The sequence below is a fragment of the Borreliella spielmanii genome (assembly GCF_014201705.1).
Taxonomy (GTDB): Bacteria; Spirochaetota; Spirochaetia; order Borreliales; family Borreliaceae; genus Borreliella; species Borreliella spielmanii.
The window spans coordinates 287,063-311,148 of the sequence record NZ_JACHFA010000002.1 but is presented as its reverse complement, the minus strand read 5'-3'; the positions used below and the strand labels follow the sequence as shown (position 1 = coordinate 311,148).

19 protein-coding genes are annotated in these 24,086 nt (G+C 28.7%); 3 read left to right on the top strand and 16 right to left on the bottom strand.

Annotated elements, in window-relative coordinates; translation table 11 throughout:
* From cmk to HNR35_RS03595, 6 genes are read right to left on the bottom strand one after another with little or no spacing between them, the layout of a single operon-like run.
* The gene (gene cmk / locus HNR35_RS03620; protein ID WP_183223983.1) at positions 1 to 666 is read right to left on the bottom strand and encodes a (d)CMP kinase; all 666 of its coding nucleotides are present in this window, start codon (positions 664 to 666) and stop codon (positions 1 to 3) included.
* Positions 650 to 1,399, bottom strand: a complete 750-nt coding sequence (locus HNR35_RS03615; RefSeq protein WP_006433402.1) for a pseudouridine synthase — start codon at positions 1,397 to 1,399, stop codon at positions 650 to 652. The genes cmk and HNR35_RS03615 overlap by 17 nt, the downstream gene beginning before the upstream one ends.
* The gene (locus HNR35_RS03610) at positions 1,386 to 2,153 is read right to left on the bottom strand and encodes a hypothetical protein (RefSeq protein WP_183223981.1); all 768 of its coding nucleotides are present in this window, start codon (positions 2,151 to 2,153) and stop codon (positions 1,386 to 1,388) included. The genes HNR35_RS03615 and HNR35_RS03610 overlap by 14 nt, the downstream gene beginning before the upstream one ends.
* An 11-nt stretch (positions 2,154 to 2,164) precedes the next feature.
* The gene (gene recA, locus HNR35_RS03605; RefSeq protein ID WP_183223979.1) at positions 2,165 to 3,265 is read right to left on the bottom strand and encodes a recombinase RecA; all 1,101 of its coding nucleotides are present in this window, start codon (positions 3,263 to 3,265) and stop codon (positions 2,165 to 2,167) included.
* Positions 3,266 to 3,278: 13 nt separating this feature from the next.
* Positions 3,279 to 5,981 carry a transcription elongation factor GreA gene (greA, locus tag HNR35_RS03600; RefSeq protein ID WP_006433485.1) on the bottom strand — a complete coding sequence of 901 codons (2,703 nt, stop codon included), beginning with the start codon at positions 5,979 to 5,981 and terminating at the stop codon, positions 3,279 to 3,281.
* 36 nt (positions 5,982 to 6,017) lie between these two features.
* On the bottom strand, positions 6,018 to 6,962 hold the full coding sequence (locus HNR35_RS03595) for a tetratricopeptide repeat protein (RefSeq protein ID WP_183223977.1): 945 nt from the start codon (positions 6,960 to 6,962) through the stop codon (positions 6,018 to 6,020).
* 183 nt (positions 6,963 to 7,145) lie between these two features.
* On the opposite strand from HNR35_RS03595, the gene HNR35_RS03590 reads away from it, so the two are divergent.
* A complete protein-coding gene (locus HNR35_RS03590) occupies positions 7,146 to 8,273 on the top strand; it encodes a tetratricopeptide repeat protein (RefSeq protein WP_183223975.1) in 1,128 nt (375 codons plus the stop codon).
* Between the two features lie 46 nt (positions 8,274 to 8,319).
* Here the strand turns inward: HNR35_RS03590 and hisS are convergent, their stop codons facing one another.
* Complete coding sequence (gene hisS / locus HNR35_RS03585; RefSeq protein ID WP_183223973.1) at positions 8,320 to 9,690, bottom strand: histidine--tRNA ligase; 1,371 nt, start codon at positions 9,688 to 9,690, stop codon at positions 8,320 to 8,322.
* A gap of 133 nt (positions 9,691 to 9,823) precedes the next feature.
* Between hisS and HNR35_RS03580 the strand changes: the two genes are divergently transcribed.
* On the top strand, positions 9,824 to 11,710 hold the full coding sequence (locus HNR35_RS03580) for a penicillin-binding protein (protein ID WP_183223971.1): 1,887 nt from the start codon (positions 9,824 to 9,826) through the stop codon (positions 11,708 to 11,710).
* Between the two features lie 3 nt (positions 11,711 to 11,713).
* Here the strand turns inward: HNR35_RS03580 and HNR35_RS03575 are convergent, their stop codons facing one another.
* The 5 genes from HNR35_RS03575 to HNR35_RS03555 form a co-directional block, all read right to left on the bottom strand.
* Complete coding sequence (locus HNR35_RS03575) at positions 11,714 to 13,606, bottom strand: AMP-binding protein (RefSeq protein WP_183223969.1); 1,893 nt, start codon at positions 13,604 to 13,606, stop codon at positions 11,714 to 11,716.
* 216 nt (positions 13,607 to 13,822) lie between these two features.
* Positions 13,823 to 14,131, bottom strand: a complete 309-nt coding sequence (locus tag HNR35_RS03570; protein WP_006433564.1) for a PG0541 family transporter-associated protein — start codon at positions 14,129 to 14,131, stop codon at positions 13,823 to 13,825.
* A gap of 1 nt (position 14,132) precedes the next feature.
* Positions 14,133 to 17,345 (bottom strand): efflux RND transporter permease subunit, encoded by a 3,213-nt coding sequence (locus HNR35_RS03565; protein ID WP_183223967.1) that lies wholly within the window; start codon positions 17,343 to 17,345, stop codon positions 14,133 to 14,135.
* Between the two features lie 17 nt (positions 17,346 to 17,362).
* A complete protein-coding gene (locus tag HNR35_RS03560) occupies positions 17,363 to 18,316 on the bottom strand; it encodes an efflux RND transporter periplasmic adaptor subunit (RefSeq protein WP_183223965.1) in 954 nt (317 codons plus the stop codon).
* An 11-nt stretch (positions 18,317 to 18,327) separates the two neighbouring features.
* Entirely contained in the window at positions 18,328 to 19,563 is a 1,236-nt protein-coding gene (locus HNR35_RS03555) for a TolC family protein (protein ID WP_183223963.1), read from the bottom strand.
* Positions 19,564 to 19,691: 128 nt separating this feature from the next.
* On the opposite strand from HNR35_RS03555, the gene yidD reads away from it, so the two are divergent.
* On the top strand, positions 19,692 to 19,982 hold the full coding sequence (yidD, locus tag HNR35_RS03550; RefSeq protein ID WP_183223962.1) for a membrane protein insertion efficiency factor YidD: 291 nt from the start codon (positions 19,692 to 19,694) through the stop codon (positions 19,980 to 19,982).
* On the opposite strand, the gene HNR35_RS03545 is transcribed toward yidD, so the two are convergent.
* The 4 genes from HNR35_RS03545 to flaB all read right to left on the bottom strand — a co-directional run bounded on the left by HNR35_RS03545 (position 19,971) and on the right by flaB (position 24,043).
* Complete coding sequence (locus tag HNR35_RS03545) at positions 19,971 to 20,846, bottom strand: glycine betaine ABC transporter substrate-binding protein (RefSeq protein ID WP_183223960.1); 876 nt, start codon at positions 20,844 to 20,846, stop codon at positions 19,971 to 19,973. The two genes, yidD and HNR35_RS03545, sit on opposite strands and share 12 nt — an antisense overlap.
* A 12-nt stretch (positions 20,847 to 20,858) precedes the next feature.
* Complete coding sequence (locus tag HNR35_RS03540) at positions 20,859 to 21,758, bottom strand: ABC transporter permease (RefSeq protein WP_183223958.1); 900 nt, start codon at positions 21,756 to 21,758, stop codon at positions 20,859 to 20,861.
* A gap of 6 nt (positions 21,759 to 21,764) precedes the next feature.
* A complete protein-coding gene (locus HNR35_RS03535; RefSeq protein ID WP_006433513.1) occupies positions 21,765 to 22,883 on the bottom strand; it encodes an ATP-binding cassette domain-containing protein in 1,119 nt (372 codons plus the stop codon).
* 149 nt (positions 22,884 to 23,032) lie between these two features.
* Positions 23,033 to 24,043 (bottom strand): flagellin FlaB, encoded by a 1,011-nt coding sequence (gene flaB, locus HNR35_RS03530; protein ID WP_006433449.1) that lies wholly within the window; start codon positions 24,041 to 24,043, stop codon positions 23,033 to 23,035.
* Between the last annotated feature and the right edge of the window lie 43 nt (positions 24,044 to 24,086).

Sequence of the window (24,086 nt, the reverse complement as noted above, 5' to 3'; positions counted from 1 at the left end):
TCACCTCTCTCTTACTTTTTTCAAATTAAACTTTTCTATTATAATATTACATACATCGTCTAATCCTTTATAGCTTGTATCAAGGTAAAAAACCCCTTTTGATAATTTCAACTTACCATATTGTTTATTCTTGTCAACATCGTCTCTTATTTTAAGAGTGCGCTCTAATTCTTCTAAAGTCTCATTTCCATTTCTTTGTTTATATCGCCTTAAGGCTCGAACTTTAACAGAAGCATCCAGATATATTTTAAATTCGGACTCTGGAAAAACAATAGTAGTAATATCTCTACCTTCTATTATATAATTATCATCGCTAAATTTAACAACCTCTCTTAATTTTTTATTCACAAAATTTCTTATTCCAATATAAGAAGAATAAAAAGAAACCTGAAAATCAATCTTATCGTTTAAAATTTGATTTTCAACATCCTCTCCATTAAGCAAAAAGCTAGAATCATTAAAACTTATATCATTCTCAAGAACCAAATTTAAAAGTCTACTCTCATTAATAAAATCGCAGCTACTCATAAGAGATCTTTGGGCAATTAAAGTTATTATTCTATAAAGATACCCAGAACTGATAAATTTAAAACCCAATTTTACACTAAGCTCTCTTGCAATTGAACTTTTTCCTGATGCTGAAGGTCCATCAATTGCTATTATCATTTAACCTCTCCAGCATAGATTTCAACCTATTTATCTTAACCAAAGGAATAATTTTAACTTGACCTTCCTTTAAACTATCTAAATTAATATTGCCAATTCTAATTCTATGAATTTTTTTTAAAAAAACACTCTTGCTTAAGAATACTTTTCTTATCTCTCTATTTTTCCCTTCGTCTAAAATCAATCTGGCAGAATTTTTATTTAAAATTTCATAAGATTTTAATTTAAAAAATTCTTTTTTTATCTTTATACCTGACTTAAAAGAAATAAGTAAATTTTCATCAATATCTTTTTTTGATTCTATAATATATTCTCTTTCAACTTTTAGCCTTGGATGAATAATATCGTTTGCAAATTTGCCATCATTAGTGAATAATAATAGTCCAGAACTTTTAAAATCAAGCCTACCAATTGAGAATACACGCTCTTTAAATAAAGGCTGAACCAAAGATATTGCTAACTTTCTCCCATTAGCATCAAAATTCGAACATAAATAATTTTTAGGCTTATTAAGAGCTAAATAAACTCTATCCTTACTTTGAAAATCTTTAAAAAGATAAACCTGTTTCTTATAAATTATTCTATCCCCTAAAGTGACCTTATCCCCGAGCTTGGCAATAGAACCATTAACTCTTACAAGCTTCTTCCTTATCAACTCTTCGCAAAATCTTCTTGAGCCTACCCCCTTTTCAGCTAAAAACACATGAATTCTGGGTGTTTTAAGTGCAATCATTAATTTTACAACCTCGATACAATACTAATTTATTATCCAGATAGCCTAAATTCACAATATTAAGCATTTTGCACTCAAGAGATACCAAAAAATAAGAAAATCTCTCAAAGGAATAATTGCCAGCATTAAAATCTAAAAGAGAGTCAAAAATTACATTACTCTCTTTATTTAAAATAGAAATAATTTTCATTTTTTTTTCAAAAATTTTCAATTCATATTTATTACAAATAACTTTAAATTTTTTATTACACAAAGAATTTTTCTTAATAACTTTTTCTTTCAATACACTAGACTTTCTTTTCAGATTTTTCTTTTTATTATTATCATTAGTAATAGCATTAATATTTTTAACAAAATTACTACTATTACCAAAAATAAAATCTTCAATCATTTTTGAGTCATAAAATTTAAAATTCTTTATTTGATTTAATTGTAATTTTTCACTTTCTCTATTCTTACTATAACCTACTAACCTTTCCACAATCTTACGCTCTGATTTATCTTTATATTCAAGCTTTAATGGGAATAAAATTTGAGTTTTCCAATAAAACAAATTATTAGCAAGATAAAAAAAATCGATCAATCCCTTAATACTTATATTAAGGTCACTTGAAACAACTATAAATTCTTCAATTATTTGATTTAAACTTAAAGTTCTTAAAACATGTCTATTTATACTAACATATTCAAAAAAAAGCTCTATTCCACCTTTAAAATTATCAAGGCTGATAGAGTAACTACCTAATTCCGACATTTAAATTTTCCCTAATATTCACTTTCACCTTCCTTGAATTCAATCAAACTAACATCTTCTTGATCAAAATTATTAAAAATTATTTCTCTAAGCCTCTTATCCAAATCATTTGCAAGTTCTACTTCTTTACTAAGACACTCAATAACACTCTCTCTTCCCTGTCCTAACTTATTATCTCCTAATGAATACCAAGAACCCGTCTTTTGTATTAAATTATGCTTAATAGCAGAATCCAAAATACCAGCTTCCCTAGAAATACCTTTCCCAAAATAAATTACCAATTCTACTTTGCGAAAAGGTGGGGCAACCTTATTTTTTACAATTTTAACTCTTATCTTATTGCCAATAACATCGTCGCTTGAGCCTGATTTGGTTATTTGTTCAATTTTTCGAACCTCAAGTCTAAGAGATGAATAAAACTTTAAAGCATTCCCACCAGTAGTGGTCTCGGGATTGCCAAACATGATACCAATCCTCATTCTTATTTGGTTAATAAACATAATGCAAGTATTAGATTTAGAAAGTATGCCTGTAATCTTTCTAAGAGCCTTGCTCATTAACCTTGCTTGAAGACCGATCTGAGAATCTCCCATTTCTCCATCTATCTCTAATTTTGGGGTCAAAGCTGCTACAGAATCAACTACAATTAAATCAATACCACCACTTCTGATTAAATGTTCTGCAATCTCAAGAGCTTGTTCTCCGGTATCAGGCTGACTAAGCCAAAGCTCTGAAACATTAACTCCTAAAGCTTTCGCATAAACAGGATCAAGAGCATGCTCAGCATCAATAAAAGCAGCTATGCCTCCTTCTTTTTGCACCTCAGCAATTGCTTGAAGGGTTAAAGTGGTTTTGCCAGACGACTCAGGGCCAAAAATTTCTATTATGCGCCCCCTAGGATACCCACCAATACCAAGAGCTTCATCTAATACAATAGATCCACTTGACATGCTCTTTATACCTTTTCCAACAGGAGATTCTCCCATCTTAATAAGACTTCCTTTTCCGAAAGTCTTTTCTATTTGAACTCTTGCAAGCTCAATAGCTTCCTCTTTATTTGCTCTCTCTATACCAACAGTAACTTTTTCTCTTTTTTCCTTTAACTTTGACATTCCTAAATTTTTCCTAGCTAAATTTTATGGGTTCTATTTTCTTAACAAAATATCTAAAATTAGTATTATTTATAATAAAATTGAGACTATCGCCTTCCTTAGAATCAAGCAAATTTTCTCCAAAAGGTGACTTATACGAAATAATGCCCTCATCAGGATTTGATTCCCAAGGCCCAAGTATTAAATAAGTTTCATCTTTGCCCGTAATTTCATTTAAAATGACAACTTTAGTCCCAAAACCAACAACAGAACTTTGAAGATCTTTGGTATCTATAACTTTTGCATTCTCTATTTCCAACATTAAGGAGTTTAATCTTTTTGTTAAAAACTGTTGTTTTTCCTTAGCTGAATGATATTCAGCATTTTCTTTTAAATCACCAAGTTCACGAGCTTTCCCAATTTCTTTCGAATTTTCTGGAATTTCAACTTCCTTTAAATGCTTAAGCTCTTTTTGCTTTTTATTCAAAGAACTTAATATAGTTAAAAATCCAATTTCCATTCTCTCACCTGCAAGCTGCATCTTTTCATCCTCAAACTCAACAGAATCAAATAATTGCCTTATTATAGATTTAATCTCTAAAAGATCTTTAGGAGGGAAATCTTTTACATAAAAACAAGTCATATAAACTCTCTTTGCAAGCTCTTCATCTCTAAAGCACTCTAAAACCGATTTAAGATATCCATCTTTAACTAAAAGATTAATTACCATTTTATAGATTCTTTTACTTGCAACAGAATTATTTTTATTATTAATCTTGATAACACTATCTGTTAAAATTTTAATCAAATTGACTAAAAGATCTGCATCTGAATAACTCAGTTCAATGGAATAGGTTTTAGAGTGCTTCAAAATCCAAATATAAGCATCCTTATAAACCTTATAATTTTTTATAACATAATTAAATAATTTTTCCACTTCTTTAGGATCTTCTTTATAAAGTGATTCAACCAATTTCTTATTAACAGAATGAGGAAAAAGCTCCTTATAGTACAAAATCCAATTGCCAAGTTCTTTTTTAATTAAAATGACCAATTCTTTTTTAATTTCCGCATTCAAAATTGAATCAAAAAGATCTACTATTCCTTTTGAATACTCCTTTAACAAAGATTCCAAATTAACATCTTTTTCTATATTAACTTTTGATGACAATTCTTCAGAAAAATTACTTAAAGATTTAAGAATAACGTAAGAGCTTATAACGTGATGATCAACCTTTGTAAAATTGTTTACATAAATTAAAAAATAATTAAGCATCTCTTCTTCAATATGCAAATCCTTAACAATTCCTTTAACATTACAATAGTTTATAAATATCTCGTATCTTTTATAAAAATCTTTCTCAATTTTAAATTTATCATACATTTTTTCATTCAAATTGGAAGATCTCTCATTATATACATAACAATCAAGCTTACTAGAATCCATAACAAAATGGGGATTATCCTTTAAAATTTGCTTTGCTTTCAAGCTCCATGAATTCCAAGAACTTTGAGTCATCAAACTTGGCACTAGCTCTTTTTTTATTCCCTTCAAATCAATAGCTTTATAACTTTTGATAATAACTTTTATAGCCCACTCAATATCTTTTTTTACTCTATCTGCAAGTTCCTCTTTGGGCGTTACAGCTTTTAATACCCTAATATCCTCTCTATTAAGAGGAGAAAGAGCCGACATTGCCATATCAAAGCCAATAAAATGCCCTCTTTTAGAAACAAAATCAACTGTAATGCCGTGATCATTTACATCTTTTACTATTCCAACAGACCAAGTCTGGTGATAAACAAAGTTACCCTTTGCAAAAAACAAATATTTTTCAAAATCTGAATATACATCAACAAAATTTTTATCTAAGTTTTCAATATCAGACTTTATAAGATAATCTTCAATATTTTTTACATCTTTATATCTTTCTCTTAAAAATTTAACTAAATTTTCTCTTGCCTTATGATTTTTATTGTCAAGCTTTAAAATACCTTTTAAAATTTCTATTGTCTCATCAATATTATCAGTTAAAGAATAATGATCAAATAAATCTTCATAAAGAACTATAGCCTTTTTAAATCCAAGATCCTTCTCAATTTTTTGCAAAATAAGCAAAAAAGAATCAAAATCACCCGAAACATAATAAATAAGCTTTGCCCATACTTCTCTGATTCCTGACATTTGTTTTTTATCAATAAAACGATAAATAGCTTTTCTAAAATAGAAAATTGATTTTTGCAAATCAATAGTTTCATAATAAGTAGCAAGTTGTCTTACAAACACAGTGTCATCAATATCTGCTTCAACAATTCTAGTCCAAATATTTGGAAGCTTATCATTTTCGTTATTTTGGGCATATATTTTTGCAAGGGTATAAAGAGCATGCTTATTCTCAGAAATAGAAAGCATTTCATTACATATATGCTCAACAAGAGCCCACTTTAAGTTTTGAGAAAATAAATCAATAACTGCAAGCAAATTCATATCATTTAAAGGTCGCCTGCTATATATAAGCATTCCAGAAATATAAAGACCTGCTATGCTTTTTTTAACATCCTTTAAATGCCTTCCACAAATATCAAGCACATCCTCTGTTAACCCCTCATCAATTATATTATCTATCAAATCATCCAATTCTTTTATTTTAGCAAGAGAATAATTATTAACAACTATTCTTGTCCACTTATCTTCTTGTAAAATACTATCTAATTTCTCTATGGTAACATTAGACATTAAACTCTCCTAATATCAATTTTTAGCATCAAACAACTAATTTACATACTGTTGATAAATTCCTAAGTCTATTTCTTTTATGTATAACAAAATCTCATCAATGCGTGCTCTATCCTCTTTTATTCTTACATAATGATCAATAAGCCAAAAATACTTATTAATAAGCCTTGGAAGTAGTATACTCTCATTTATTGATCTATAAGACTTTTCTTTAAGTTCATTGCGCAAACTGTAAACAGACTGCTTTAGCTGTCCAAGCTCTATAGGTCTTAATTCTCTTTTAACATTGAAAACACCATTAAGAGAGCCGTAAACAGGAATCCACTCTTTTATAAGATCATCTGAAATATTTCTGTCAGACTTAATAAGATCTATTAATCTTAAAATCATATCGGACTCAAGAGAATATATATCTATCTTTTGAGGATTGATAAAAAAAGCCTCTCGAAATAAGACTTTAGCCTCTTTAATTTCATCAATCAACGCATAAGAATCAGCAAGCTCTGCAACAACATCTGAGTTTTCCTTAGCATTCCCTAATATTTTCAAAAAGACATTAATTGCTTTTTCGTAATTCCCCATACCTTTATAAGACTTAGCAATTTTTATTAAAAGATCCAAATTTTCTGGATGTAGTTTGTATATATTTTTATATATGTAAAGACAAGTTTGAAACACAAAATATTTTATAGAATTACGACCTTGCAAAAAATTACAACCCATCTTTTTCAAATATCGTCCTGCAAAATTATTCCACTCTCTTATTAAAAATTCTGCCTTTTCATAATCCTGCCCTATTCTATCAAGGCTTTCAACTTGCCCATTCCAATACACAGAGCTTTTCAAAGCTGTCAAAATTTCAATATTATCAAAATCAAGAGAATGCGCTTCTTCGGATTTTACTAAAGCTTCTTTAAAATTGCCTTTTCTAAAATCTAAATAAATCTCTTTAATCAATTCAACGATTCTTTCTGATGACACATCCCCACCACTTTAAAAAATATATAAAAACCCCCAATACACTTTACATAATTATATCATTTATCAATTTTTAGTCAAACAAGAAATTAAGGCAAAATAACAATATTCTGTTTATTATTCTTTTAAAAGAAACTCTTATATTATAATATTAAAAAGAAAATTGTGGGGTCAAATTCTAGCTATATGGAGTCTAATAAAATTATTAACAAGGCTATTTCTTACTATAATTCAAAAAAATATTCACAATCAATAAAGCTACTAGAAAAAGAAATTTTTTTCTACAAAAATTGCTATTTGTATCACTATGTTTTAGGAATGTCTTATCTTCGCATTGGAAACCTTGGCAATGCTCAAACATATCTTAAAAAAGCCTATACTTTAAACCCAAGCGAACCAAATATAAAGCAAGCTATTGCTATACTTTTAGTAAGTCAAGGCAAAGAAGAAAAAGCTATTCAAATATGGCTTAAAATGATAGAAGAAAATCAAGAAGTTGAGAAATCAGAACTGTCTCTTGAAATTATTCGAAAAAATCCTGTTAAAGGATCTATTTTTTTAAAAAATAGCAACCTATACGAGAAATTGTTCCCAATAATTAAAACAATACCTGATAAAAATTTAACAAAATTAATCATAATAATTGCCATTGGAGGAATTATATTAATTTCAATCTTAGCAATCTATTTTATTTTTTATAAACAAAAAACAACAATATCCACAAATTGGCAAGCAGAAATAAACAAAAACTTAAACAACATTGCAACTTACATTGACGACATTAAAATAAATAATAAAGAAAAAATAAAAAATGACGAGGGACAATTTATATTAATACTAACCAGCGACGAAATTAAAAATTCTTTCGAAAAAATAAAAGATTACTTAAAAACAGGAAAAGATAATTTTGCAAGAGTAGAAATAAATAAAATATTAAATTCAAATGCATCAGAATCTATAAAATTAAAAGCCAAAAATCTTGCGAGTTTCATCTCAAGGCCAGACTTTATTGAGTTTAATGAATATCTAAACTTAAAAGATATTAAAAAAGATCCAGCAATCTATTCAAACGTATATGTAAAATGGGAAGGAATAGTAAATAATATAGAAAAAAAAGACAACATAATTCAATTTGATTTTTATGTAGGATACAACAAAAATGTGCTCTCAGGAATTATTCCAACAAAAACAACCTTTGATATTGACATTGGCTTTAAAGACAGCGTTGAAATACTTGGACAAATAGAATACAAAAAGAATAAACTCACCTTAAATGCAATCACAATTAGAAAAATAGATAAAAACTCAAGTTAATCTTGATATCTTTGCCTAAATTTTTCAAAACAATTAGCATTTAAGATTAAAAAGGGGTACACAGTAACTTTTCATTGCATTTGATAACATTTATTGACTCTTCAAAAGAAAGCAGCAACTCTTCTTTTTTTGTCAAATCTCTTACTTTCATTTTATTTTCTTTATATTCTTCTTGACCAACAAAAACTAAAAATCTTATTTCTTTACTTAAAGCATATTCTATTTGTTCTTTAATATTTTTGCCATTTTTATTTTTAAAATAAACTTCACAAGAAATATTTTTAACCTTAGAATAATCATGATTTCTAAACCTAGTAGCAAGCTCATAATAATAATTTTGCAAAGCACTATCTAGATTTACAATTAAAACTTTAGACCTGGCCTTGGTAACAAATATTTTAACATAACTAAACTTTTCAAGATCAATTATATCCTTTATTCTATCAACACCAAAAGATCCCCCAACTCCTGAAACCTTTTGCGTAGAGCCTGAGAACGAAGAAACCAAATTATCGTATCTTCCCCCACTACAAACACTACCCATATTACTACCAAACACCTCAGATTCAAAAACAATCCCTGTATAATAATCAAGCCCTCGAGATATTTTAAGATTCAAATTAAAAGAATCTTGAATTTTTAATAAACTAAGATGCTGAAAAACATCTTCTACTCTCTTAACAGACTCATTATCACCTAAAATGCTTTTTAAGACTTGTATTTTGTCTTTAAAAGTACCTTGCAAGTTCACTAAACTTAAGATTAAATCTACTGCTTCTTTTTCGATCTCAAGAAGCAAAGTCTCTTTAACCTTGTCAATTCCTATTTTATCTATTTTGTCAATATTTCTTAAAATAAAAAGAGATTTTTCTTTAATTCCTAACTGTTCAAAAAAAGAATTTAATATACCAAGATGGGAATAATGGATAATAAATTTTTTATTAATGCCTTCTATGAAATTTAAAAAAATCTCTTCAAGTCCATAATACACAACAGAAAGAATCTCAGCATCGCCTCTAAAACTGTCCTCTCCAACTATATCAAAATCGAATTGCATAAATTCTCTGTACCTACCTTTTTGAGAATTCTCGCCTCTAAAAACTTTTCCAAATTGAGAGCGTCTGAAAGGAAATTTCAAATCGGAAATATTTGTAGCAACAAATCTAGCAAAAGGAACAGTTAAATCAAATCGCATGGAAACATCTCTACCTCCATTATCTTTAAATCTATAAATTTGCTTTTCGGTCTCATCCCCACTTTTTTTTAAAAGTAAATCCGAATATTCAAGAACTGGAGTATCTATTAAATCAAAATTATAAGAATTAAGAACGCTAAATATCTGCCTAACAATATGAATTCGAATCAAAGAATCTTTTGGTAAATAATCTTTAAAGCCTTTTAAAGTTTTAATGTCCATTAGATTTATACCCCCTGCTACATAGCAATTTACTTTTTCAGAATATAATAACATATAATAATATAGATGCAAAAAAAAATGAATAATTTTTTATTTCCTATAGTCATAAAATAATTTAAGGGGTCTAAAGCTCATGACCAAAAGACTTAACAATAAGTATCGAACAAAAACAATATTAACAATATTCTTGGTTATAACTTTGCTAACTATTTACAAATATTTAATATTAATGGTCTTCAATAACAGTCCAGACAATATAGTATCTTTAAAGTCAAATGATATTGTTAAAAGGGGAACAATTTATGATAGAAATGGCAAACCAATAGCATTCTCTTCAAAATCTTACTCAATTGGAACAAATCCTCAAAAAATAGAAAACATTGTCAACACATCCGAAACTCTTGGTGCAATACTCCAAATTGATTCAAGAATTTTAAAAGAAAAGCTTTCCTCAAATAAAGGATTTTTATATATAAAAAGAAAAATAAAAAGGGAAGAATCTGATTTAATCAAAAGAATTCAAGCTGAAGGTAGGCTCTCAAACATTACCTTATATCCTGATTACACAAGAATTTATCCTTTTAGATACACCACAAGTAATATTACTGGCTTTGTGGGAATAGATAATCTTGGCCTTGAAGGCATTGAATTTTCTCTAAATAGTATCTTAGGAAAAGACAAAACCAGACAACAATTTTTAAATGAAGAATTAGAAACAAATAATATCTACTTAACAATAGATATGAATCTACAACAAGGTGTTAGCAAAATAGCTAAAAAATACTTTAAAGAAAATAATCCCGAAAGTTTAATCACTTTAGTAATGAACTCCCAAAATGGAGAAATATTGTCCATGGTTCAATTTCCTCAATATGATGCAAACTTTTATTCTGAATATCCTGAAGAAATACGAAAAAACCTTTCTTCATCGTTAACCTATGAGCCTGGAAGCATTAATAAAATTTTTACAGTTGCAATACTATTAGAAAGTGGAAAATTAAATTTAAAAGAAAAATTTTTAGACAATGGAATATATCAAAAACAATTTCCGTCAGGAGAGAAAATCACAATCAAAACCTTAAATCCTCCCTATAAATATATTGATTCTACAGAGATTTTAGTTTATTCATCAAATGTAGGAATAGCTTACATTACTGAAAAAGTTAGCGATGAATACTTTTACAAAAAACTTTTAGATTTTGGATTTGGAGAAAAAGTTGGATTTCCATTTCCTGGAGAAACAAAAGGATTGTTAAATCATTATTCAAAATGGTCAGGACGAAGTAAAGCTACAATTGGATTTGGACAAGAAATAGGGGTGTCAGCGGTTCAAATATTGCAAGCCGCAAGCACACTAGGTAACAATGGAATAATGTTAAAACCCAGAATAATAAAAAAAATAAGCACTGATAAGGGAGAAAATATTAAGAAATTTGATAAGGAAGAAATAAAAAGGGTAATATCCAAGAATTCAGCACAAAAAGTTTTAAAAATGATGAGAGAAGTTGTAAATAAAGGTGGAATTCCAAATCTTAAAATTAAAAATCTCGACATTTCTGCAAAAAGCGGAACATCTCAGGCCATTGATAGAAAAACCGGAAAATACTCAGAAGAAGACTATACATCCTCTATCTTGGCAATATACCCTACAGAACAACCAAAATATATTATTTATATTGTATACAGATATCCCAAAAAAATAATATATGGAACAAGAATAGCAGCTCCAATGGCAAAAGAAATAATAGAATTTATTGAACATCAACAAAATACAAACTCATATAAAAAAATCAAAATGCCATCAAAAATTAAAATCCCTAAAACCGTCACTAACCATAAAAACAAAGAATATTTGCCAAATTTTATCAACCTCTCTAAAAGAGAATCAATAGACATATTAAAATATTATAAAAATACTATAAAAATAAAAATAAATGGTGACGGATTTGTTTACAAGCAAAGCATACCCCCTAATACAAAATTAGAAGACATAGTAGAGCTTGAGCTGCATTTAAAATAATAATCAAGTAAATAAATTTTTAATTTCATTTTTATAAAAATTTAAAATATAGCTTCGCTTAATATCCATCTTAATAGACATTTCTTTACCAACTTCAAATGGTTTTTCTAAAAGAGTAAACTTCAATATCTGCTCAAAAGGCTTAAATCCATTGGTTCTATTGATTAATTTTTTTATTTCATCATTTACAGCCTTAAGAACAATATTGTTTGCAATAATTTGACGTCTATTATTAGCATCAAAAATTTTTTGCCCAACACTTTCTAGATACTTATTTATTTCTTCAAAATTTGGAAGAATAAGGGCGCCTAAAAATTTTTGATCTTGTCCTACAACAACCGCTTTTTCTATTAATATTGATTCTTCAAGCTTAATCTCAATTGGACCAGGCTCAACATTCTCTCCATTATTCAAAACAATTGTATCTTTTTCTCGGCCAATAATTTGAACAACATTGTCCTTGGATAATTTTGCAATATCCCCCGTGTTTAAAAAACCATCAGAACCAATAATCCTGCAAGTTGCCTCCCTATCATTATAATATCCAAGCATTACTTGAGGTCCTTTTACAAACAAAATTCCTTTTCCGGGCTTTTCAAGTTTATTTCCATCAGCATCTCTAATCTCAGCAACAGTTCCAGGTAAAATTTTACCGCAAGTCCCAATAATCACTTTTTTATGTTTATTAGAAGCCACTCCAGGTGAAGTTTCTGTTAATCCATAAGCATTAGCAAGTTCAATGCCAATTGAATTAAAAAATCTAACAACAGACAAAGACATACTCCCACCACCAGTAATTCCAACAACAAAATTATTACCTAAAATTTTATTTATTTTATTAAAAATCAAAATATTTCCCAAAGCTTTAAAAGGAAATAAGCAGATTAACCCAAATGTTCCTAAAATTTTTTTTATAGGAAAAAATAAACTAAACCCATTATCCGGATAAAGCCCCATCACCACCCTATAGCAAATATCGCTAAGAAATGCCAATTTTACAAAAAAATGAAAAATTATTCTAAAAATAAACGGTTTTTTAGAAACTTCTTTGTAAATATTTTGCCTTATTGCAATCCAAAGCCTAGGAACTGCTGCAATATAATGAGGATTAATATTCTTAATATCATTAAGCATGGCTCTTGGAACAATAGTAGAAAATAAACAAACCATACCCTTGAGGAAAATATTGTAAGAAAAAGACCTTTGAAAAGAATGCCAAATTGGCAAAATGCACATAAATATTTGCCCCACTTGTGTATCAACCATTAAGCTAAAGCTAGAAACCTGATAAAGAAGATTAGCATGGCTTAGCATTACTCCCTTTGGATGACCCGTTGTTCCAGAAGTATATATTATTGTTGCCATATCATTAGAATCAACTTTACTTGCAATCTCAATAATTTCTGAATCTTTTCTTAAATTATCTCCAAATAAAATGCAATCACTATAGGTATAAATTTCAAAATCACTATACCTTAGTCTATCTTCTTTGTTTAAATTTTCAATAATAATAAATATTGGTTTTACTGTAAATGGAATTCTAACAAACATATCAAGAAGAGTTAAATTTTCTAAAATAACTATACTTGGAAGAACGGAGTTAAAAATAATTTCAGCTTCAAAAAGAGTAACATCAGAGCCTTTTGGAATATCAACAGCACCCAAAGATAAAATTGCAAAATCTATTACAGTCCATTCAGCCCTATTCTCAGAGCAAATAAATATTTTATCTTGATGCTTAACATTGATTGACTTTAAAAAGGAAGCAAGCCTTAAAACATTGTTTTTTAAGTCGCCATAAGTAATATGAGTATATCCATCGCAAACTTTATATATTTGAGCAATTTTATCCTTTTGTTGATCAGCCACTTCAAAAAATGCCTTTGCTATCGACATACAATCCTCCTTTCAACAAAATTAATATGGTTTATTATATCATTATTAACCATAAATTCATAAAAAAGTATTCATAAAGCCTTCTACTAAGACAATCGAACACTTATTTTGAAATAAGTGTTCTAATTATTTAAAAATGTCTATAGGAATATTAACATAAATTTAATCACCCGATTGCAACATTCTTAATTTTTTAAAATTAATACCCTTTGCTGATTAATTACTCAAAACAAAAAAATTAATCCCCTCTGTGGGGTAAGAACGATTCAAATCATCTACAATATCCTTCAATCTATTAACAATAGATTGATTGGAAGTATAAATAATTAGAATAAAATTTTCTTCTGGCCAAACACCGTTACCATGTTTTTCCCCCTTCCTACCTTTTCCGTAAACATTTTCTATCTTAGAATAATATATAAGCTCTCCTAACTCTTGTTCTATTTTTTCCATATATTCAAAAACATCAAGCTCTAAAGATAAGTTGGAAATTATTTCAATCCTATACTTATAAAATTTAGTCATATCAATCCCCATCTTCTTCAAATAGATTATCATAACTACTTTTAGCCGAATTATTAATTTTTAATGATTTTTCAACATCTGCATTAGAAAGCACTCTTTTTAACCTAAGTTTAAAACTTAAAACAATATTGGAAAAAATTTCAAAAAGCATGGGGATAAAAAACAAAGTAAGAAATGTGCTAGCTGTCATTCCACCAATGAAAGTGAATGCGATTGGCTTTAAAAGCTCATTTCCACTCCCACTAGAAAATGCCATTGGAATAAGACCTATTATTGAAGTCAAAGCAGACATTAAAATTGGTCTAAATCTTGAACGGCAAGATTCAACAATTGCTTCTCTTAGCTTAAATCCTCTCTTGATCAATAAACCAGTATAATCTACAAGTACAATTCCTGTATTTACCACAACACCAACAAGCATAAGCATTCCAATTGCCGCAAAAATAGAAAGTTTTTCTCCTGCAAGAAAATGTATAAGCACAACCCCTATTGCCGTTAAAGGAATTGTAAAAATAATAATAAAAGGTTTTAAAAAAGATTCAAATTGAGAAGCCATAATACCAAATACAACAATAATAGCCATCATAATGATTATTTTAAACTGATTCATGATATTTGAAAATTCATTATATTCTCCTTCAACCTTAAGCACCGTGCCCTCTTTATGAGGCACTTTATTATTAATAAAATCTACAACTTTTGCAGTTACTTGAGTTAAATTATCATTTGGAGAAATGCCCGCATTAAGATAAATAGTTAAAGCTTGATTTTCTCTATAAATAGATTCAGCTTTATTGGTTTTTTCAAAAGTAGCTATTGATGAAAAAGGAATTTTAACTCCAGATGAATTTATAATAAATATTTTTTCCAAATCTTTTAAATTTTTAACATCCATTCTATCAAGCTTGAGAACAATATCATAATTAAGTCCATTCTCTACATATTGCCCAGCAACAATACCATTAACATTAGCCTTCAACTCATTTAAAATGGTATTCATGTCAATACCATAATTATAAGCTAGCGCTCTGTCTATCTCAACGCCAATTTGAAGTTGAGCATCATTTATACTAAGTCTTGGATTTACAAGTTCAGGAATTTCCTTTTTTAACATAGAAACTAAAATTTTTCCATAATCTTTCATATATTCAAAATCATTCCCTGAAATTTTAATTTTAATAGAATCTCCACCACCTAAAGCATTGCCACTGGAAGGCTCAATATTAAATTCAGGATAAAGATTTCCAATACGATTCATAATTTTATATTTAATAGCATCGTAATCTATACTTTTAATCGACTTATCTTGAAACTCTTCCTTAAGAGGAAACAATACATTAAAAGTTATTCTGTCAGCATCCAAAGTAGAAATAATGCTTTTATATCCTTTAGCCTCACTTTTTACAATTTCTAAAAATCTATTAGAATAAAATTTTGCATATTCCAAGCTAGTTCTATGAGGAAAATTTAAATTAATACTAATTGAATTATCCTTTCCTCTATCAAAAGTTGTCACATCTAGCAATAATCCTAAAAACAAACTACCAATAAAACTAAAAAAAACAATCAGGCCAAAAATCAATTTATGATTTAAAACTATATTTAATAAATTGATATACAAAAATTCTAAAAAATAATAAATATTAAGAAAAAAAACATCGATTTTCCTAATAAAAGCATTCTTAATATTTCTTTGAAAACTTGTGTATAAGCCGACATAATGGCTTGATAAAACAGGAACTAAAAAAATCGCAACTAAAAGAGAAACACCTAAAGAAATAACGATCGTAAATGAAAAGTCTTTAAAAAAATCTCCATACACTCCAAGTTCTGATTTAAAAATAAGAAATGGACCAAAAACACAAATAGAAGTAAAAGTTGACGATGTAATAGGCAGCATCATCTCTTGGGCTCCTAGAATGGAAGATGAAATAAGCTTTGCTCCTTTTTGCCTATATTTGTATATATTGTCTATTACAACAATTGAACAGTCAACAACCATTCCAATCCCAAGAGCAAGACCTGCAAGACTCATAATGTTAAGAGAAATATTTACAAAATACATTAAACAAAAGGTTAGAATAATTGCTATTGGAATAGAAATTCCAATAATTATTGTGGCCCTAAAGCTTCTTAAAAAGAAAAAAATAACAAATATTGCAAGCATAGCCCCAAAATAGGCTGAATTTACAACCGTTGAAATGGACGCTTTAATAAAATTAGTACTATCAGAAGCAATTTCTAATCTCATATCTTTAGGCATAGACAATTTCAATTTTTCTATTTCACTCATAACAACATTAGAAACTGCAATAGAATTAGCATCACTACGTTTTTGAACCGATAAAGAAATTGAAGGCAGACCATTATATTCAACATATTCTGACAAATCTTCAAAATCGGTTTTAATATTAGCAATATCTTTAAGTTTTATCTCAATAGGAGATAAATTTATGCCAGAAGAACTGTCGGGCATCTTATAAGCTATAACCACATTACCTATCTCTTCAATTGATTTAAATTTTCCCGACACTTGAACCAAATATTCTAAATTGTTCTCTAGTATATTACCGGCTGAAAGTTCTAAATTTTGAGATGCTATAATCGAAGATACTCTTGACAAAGAAAGCCCATAAGACTCTAATCTGTTTTGAGAAACTTCAATTAAAACACGCTTTTTACTCCCCCCGTTAACAGTAACAATTGCAACTCCATCAAGCCTTTCAAGTCCGGGCTTAATAATCTCGTCAGCATATCTTTTAAGTTCAGAAACTGGCCTTACAGAATTAATAACAATTTCCATTACAGGAATATTTTTAAGATTATATCTAAAAATTCTGGGAGTCTGTGATTTACTGGGCAATGAAGATTTTACCAATTCAAGAACATCTCGAATTTCATTTAAAACCAAATCTAAATCGGTTCCATGATAAAATTCAAGTGAAACAATGCTATTTTCTTTAGAAGAAATGCTATATATATTTTTTAAATTCTTTAACGAACTCAAGCCACTCTCAAGGACTCTAGAAACACTCTCTTCAACTTCTTTAGGAGAAGCACCAGGATAAACAGTGTTAATACTTATTTGGGGAATATCAATTCCAGGCAAAAGATCTACTTTTAATCTTGAAAAGGTATATAAACTTATCATCATTAACAACGAAAATAAAATCAACATTGTTATTGGTTTGCTAACTATTCTCTTTACCAACATAACTATCTCCCAACAAACTAAATATTACTTTCAGCTGAAAGACTCTCTTTTGTATCTACCAAATTTATTAGAGTTCCATCAGAAAGAGTAGACATACCTTCTACCACAATTAAATCATCCTCTTCAATCTCGCCCGAAAGAGCTACAATACCATCTATTTCAAAAAGTACTGTAACGGGTAACATTTGAACGCTTTTACCCTCTAAATCAAGCCTAAATACAAATTTCACACCCTCTCTCTCAACAATAGCCTCTCTTGGAATCTTGATCACATCTTTAAAACGTTTGGTAATAAGTTTAACTTTAGCAAACATACCAATAATCAGTTTATCTAAATTGCTACCAATAGGGGTAAGATATACCTCAATAGTGCGACTTTTAGAATCTAAAACAGGAGATATCTCTGAAACTTTGGCTTTAAACTTTTCATTAGGATAAGCTCCAACCTCAACAATAGCATCATTTCCAACTTTAATATTTGCAATATATTTCTCAGACACATAAGTTAAAATTTGCTTTGCATCTATTTTTCCTACTACTGCTATACTGGACTGAGAATTAACTGTTTCACCAATTTTTTTTCTAATATTTAAAATATATCCTGAAATTGGCGCTCTTACTGGACTTTTCAAATATACAGAACCAGGCCTTGAAGGATCAAGAGTTGCAACTATTTGTCCCTTTTGAACATAAGCTCCAAGTTTTATTCTCAAAGAAGTTATTTTACCTGCGGTATCTGGAAAAATATCTGCCTTAACTTTTGTATCTATATCTCCATTTAAAGACAAATAATCACTTAAAACTCCCTTCTTAACTTTTATGGCAATTACTGGAAATCTATAAGAACTCTCTTCATCCTTATTAATATTTTTGTCATCTAGCTTATTCTTACTAACACAAGCAACTAAAACTAAGGCTAAGACTAAAAAATATTTTTTTAAATATAAGTCAATGTTAAAAATCAAATTCATAAAAATACCTCTTAATCTAGTGAATTTATTAAATCCTTATATTCAAGTATAGAATTAGAATAATTCAATTTATCTTCAATAAACTTCAAATCGCTTTGCTTATAAACAAACTCAATATCATTTAATTTAGAAAGATCTATTACTCCGGAATTAAAAGCATTAAATGCCATTTGATAATTTTTATTAGCTAATTCTACATTAATCTTAGAAGCATCAAGAATAGCTTTATATCTTCTAATATCCTTTCTTTTTTGAACAATACTAGATTTTAAATTTCTAATTTTACCTTCAATATTGTTTTGCAATATTTTTAGTTGATAGTTGTTATCCTGTATTTTTGTAAAACTCTTTGAAAATGGAAATATTTCGGTTAAACCATAATTTAAGCCAAAGGATGCCAAAAATCCACTTGAAAAACCTTTGGAATTTTCATTAAATGATCTATAAGGAGAATAAGAAAATGACAACGAAAGGCTTGGTAAAAAAGTATCTAACCAAAGCGAAGCAATAAGCTGCTCTGTCATCTTTAAGCGCATATTCAACTCCTTAATCTCTAATGATTCATTAAAATTTAATGCTTCATTAAATAATGAAAAATCTATTGTCTCGTCTGGCAATTCTCCAATAATTTCAAAATCTTGATCTGGATCTAATCCTATTAATAATTTGAAAATTTCTTTTGATTTTTCAAAATTAATAATCTGGCCATCTAAATCTGGTTGAGATCTTTTATGCTTAAGCTGTGCATCAAGAAAATCTATTTCCGATATTAATCCATTATTATAAGCAATTTTAGCTTGTTCAAATTTAAGCTTACTATTTAGTATTTGACTTTCGAAAACTTTCAAAGTGCTCTTTAGAGCTATCAATTGATTGTAAGACTTAAGAACATTAAGCTTAATATTACGAACAGCACTTTCCCTTTCTATTTTTGCATTTTCATACTCCAACATAACAAGCTCCATTCTCTTTAAAACAGAAGGCGACAAAGAAAGACCAATCGAAATTCCAAATCCCAAGCTCCAATAATCTCTCTCAAACTCACTTAAAGCAGAAGAATTTCTACTAACTGTAGAACTAAGGTTAACATTTGGAACAAAAACATTCCATGCATTATTTTTATAAAGTTTTTTTATATTTTCCTTATACAAAGCATTTTCTGAATCTAGGCTACTTTCTAAAGCCATATTTACAGCTTGCTTGGGCGATATTTGAATAATTTCAGCAAAAGAAAAAGAGACAGTCATAAAAATTAAAAAAATTTTTTTAATTTTAAGCCCCCTTTATAATAAAAATTAAAGCTTTAAAGTTATAAACCTTAATTAATATTTTCAATTCATTTGATTAATCATTATAATATAATACAATTCTAAACATGAACATTTTCAAAGTTTTTTTTATCTTAAATTATACTATTATTTTTTTAATAAAAATTTATCAAAACACTTTTTCTAAAATATTTGGTCTGCAATGCATATACAAACCTACTTGCTCAAAATATTCAATTAAATGTCTTAAAAAATATAATTTTTTAACGGCTTTAATATTAATGACACTAAGAATAATAAGATGTAATGCATTATTCAAAGGAGGAAATGATTATATTCCTAAATGCAATCCTATTTCAACATCTTTAAAAGAATTCCAAAAAAGATTAATCAAATAAAGTCTTATATTTTTCTGGAACCCACATCTTTACAATTTCTTTATTATTTTCAACAAATTCAACTGCATTGCGATACTCTTTGCCTGACTCTTTATCATTTCTATCCATTAAAGGCAATATTAAATCATCATTCCAATAAAAATGATCAAAAACATAATATGCATCAAGATCATCATTTTCAAGACCAAGCCTAACAAGAGTATGCACACTCTCAATTCCCCCCATAATTAAATCAGGATCATCAAGGAACTTAATATCATACCTAGAAAAAGCCCAATGGGGCTTCCACAAAGGAACTAAAATCCACTCGTTTCTCTTTATTGAAGAATCCAAACTTGCAAGCATAACACTCTCGCTTGACGGAACTAGCTCATACTCTTTACTTAACCCATAATAATCAAGCGCCTGTTCTGTAACAATCTGAGTCCCCGCACCAGCATCTATTCCAATCATTTTATTCTTAAACTTAGCCCCTTTGCCCTTAAGCTCACTAATACTAGAAATTGGAACATAACTTGGAACTACAAAACCCTGAATGGTTCCCTCATAATTTGCACCAAGATCAACAAATTTTGTTTTCAATTTTTCGTAATAAAATTTATCAGCTGTTGGAACCCAAGAAGATACTGTACCATCTACTTTTCCAGATGCCAGGTATTGATACATTACGGATGTAGTAACTGAAAATATTTCTGCATTGTAACCTATTTTCTCAAAAACAACCTTCAATACATTTGTAGCTGCTGTTTCTCCGCCCCAATTCACATATGCAATTTTTACCGATTTTAAATTCTTTGAACTTTTTCTTTCATCACAAGACAAAAAAACAATACAAATACAAAATCCAATGAATAATTTATACATAAAATATCCCCCTTATTTATTATATATTTCTAAAAATCTTTTAAATTTATTTTCTCTCTTTCCAGTATAATGATCTGTATTTAAATAGCTAAATTTAATAAAGATAGATTGCATAATTCTATCTAAAATAATAGCTATAATAACAACTGCTAATCCAGATATTAAGCCCTCACCAAAATTTAATCTTTCTATAGAGTAAATCACAGTCCTACCCAAACCAGACGACCCAACCATTGCAGCAATTACTATCATAGATATCGCCATCATTATTGACTGATTAATACCTTCAATTATACTCTGAAGAGAAAGGGGAAGCTGAACTTGCAAAAGAATACGTAAATTACTACTACCAAAAGACTTAGCAGCTTCTATTACTTCATTTGAAACTTGAACAATTCCCAACCTTGTATATCTAATAACAGGAGGCATAGCAAAAACTATTGTAGCAAAAATAGCAGAAGCTGTACCCATTCCAAAAAAAGGAATCGCGGGAATCAAATAAATAAATGGGGGCATAGCTTGCATTAAATCTAAAATGGGCTTTAAAAAAACATAAAATCTTGGAAAATATCCCCCAAAAATACCTATAGGAATTCCCAAAATCACAGAAACAAATACAGAAACAAATATAATAGCTACTGTATCCATTGAAGCTTCCCAAAGATTAAAATACAAAATAAAAAAAAATCCAGGCAAAATCAGAAATATTAATCTCTTTTTCAAGAAAACAAAACTTAGCAAGCATACAATCAAAATCAAAAGAATAGGGTTAATAAAAAGAAATAAATTTTTTAAATTTTCATATAAAAAAATTATACTTTTAGAAAAACCTACCCCTTCAGAAATTGAAAAATTATCAACCAAAAAATCAAAAAAATTATCTATTTTTAATATAAAAAAATCTTTACTCATAAATTTCTACCTTGCCAATAAATCGGAAATTTCATTTAAATTAATATATCCAACAACAACTCCCCTTTCTTTTATTATTAAATAGTCTTGCTTATTCAAGTATTCAACAATTTTTTTTATTTCATCATTTAGCTCTAAATTTAAAGATATAAGATTATTATATCTTTTATTAAGAGATTTATCGTATAAACTAAAATTTTCATCTTGATATTTAATAATAACATTGAAACCATTATCACTACCAGAATTTAAATCAAAATCATCTTTTAAAATATCTTTTATTTTTAAAATATTTAAAACAGGTAAATTTTTAATAAAATGAGATATAAAATCTGTGCTGGGATTAGCCAAAATTTCCAAAGGTTTGCCAACTTGAATAATCTCTCCATCTTTCATAAAAGCAATTCTATGTCCCAATTTAAAAGCTTCAATTAAATCGTGAGTAATAAATACAACTGTCTTTTTAAGCTTAGCTACTAATCTCAAAAGTTCTTCTTGCATTTCTCCTTTAATTAAAGGATCAAGTGCCGAAAAAGCTTCATCCATTAAAAGAATATCTGGATTAACTACTAATGCTCTTGCTATTCCAACTCTTTGTTTCATCCCTCCAGAAAGTTCGTTAATATACTTATATTTTGAATCTTCAAGTCCTACAAGATTTAATACCTCAATAGCACGTTCTTCTCTAATCTTCCTGGGGATATGCTTAACCTCAAGTCCATAAGTAACATTTCTTAATACATTCATATGTGGGAAAAGTCCAAAATTTTGAAAAACCATTGCAAATTTATCTTTTCTTAAATTAGAAAGATCCTTGCGATTTATAGCATTCATTTCCATGTTATTTACTAAAATAGATCCCGAATCTATTTTATAAATACCATTTAAGCATCTGACTAAAGTAGATTTGCCACAACCTGACATTCCCATAATGACTAAAATTTCATTTTCATAAACATCAAGATTAACATTGGCATTTGCAATAAAAATAGAAGATTCTTTGTAAATTTGCATTCTATCTTTGCCATCTTCATAGTCTTTTATAGCTTGACTTATCTGCTTTTTGTCAACATAATAAGAAAATACTTTATAACAATCTCTAATTTTAACAGTAACCCTATCCAAAGCAAACTCCTCAATAAGCCTGCATTATACTCATAACACATCATTATAAATTATACTAAAAATTATTAAATTTTTATCGATCAAATATAAAAAAACAAAAGACCCTTAAAGGATCTTTTGTTAATAATTTGTACTAATTACATAAAATTTTATCTAAGCAATGATAAAACATATTGAGGAACTTGATTAGCTTGTGCAATCATTGCCATTGCAGATTGTGTTAAAATGCTATTGGTTGTAGCTGCTACAACTTCATCTGTCATTGTAGCATCTTTTATTTGAGCATAAGATGCTTTTAGATTTTCAATAGCATACTCAGTACTATCTTTTATAGATTCAAGTCTATTTTGGAAAGCACCTAAATTTGCTCTTTGATCACTTACCATTCTAATAGCATTTTCTATTTTAGCAAGCGATGTATTAGCATCAACTGTAGTTGTAACATTAACAGGAGAATTAACCCCGCCTTGAGAAGGTGCTGTAGCAGGTGTTGGTTGTTGAGCTCCTTCTTGTTGAGCACCTTCTTGAACAGGCGCAGTCTGAGCAGCTTGGGCTCCCTCACCAGAAAATAGATTTGCAACATTAGCTGCATAAATATTTACTGCAATAGCTTCATCTTGATTTGCTCCCACATGAACTCTTAAAGTCCAAGAAGTTTGAGCTCCTGAAAGTGACGCTGGTGTGTTAATTTTTGCAGGCTGCATTCCAAGCTCTTCAGCTGTTTTTACATTTTGAGAAGCTGATTTGTTTGACAACATGTGCATTTGGTTATATTGAGCTTGATCAGCAATTCTATTAATTTCGTCTGTAAGTTGTTCTATTTCAATTTGTATAGAACCTCTGTCTGCGTCTGAATACGTACCGTTACCTGATTGAACTGCCAATTCTTTCATTCTTACTAAAACTTTTTCTACTTCATTTAAATTTCCTTCTGTTGTCTGAATAAAATTGATAGCTTTTGAGGTGTTTCTAGAAGCTTGTGATAAGCCTCTTATTTGAGCATTAATCTTACCAGAAACCCCCATACCAGCAGCATCATCAGAAGCTCGATTAATTCTGTACCCACTAGAAAGCTTCTCTTGAGTTTTACTAAGATTAGCAGCATTAATACCATTATTTCTTGAAGCATTAATAGCTGACGTATTATGATTTATAATCATATATCATTCCTCCATGATAAAGTTTAATTATTTATTTTTAGCA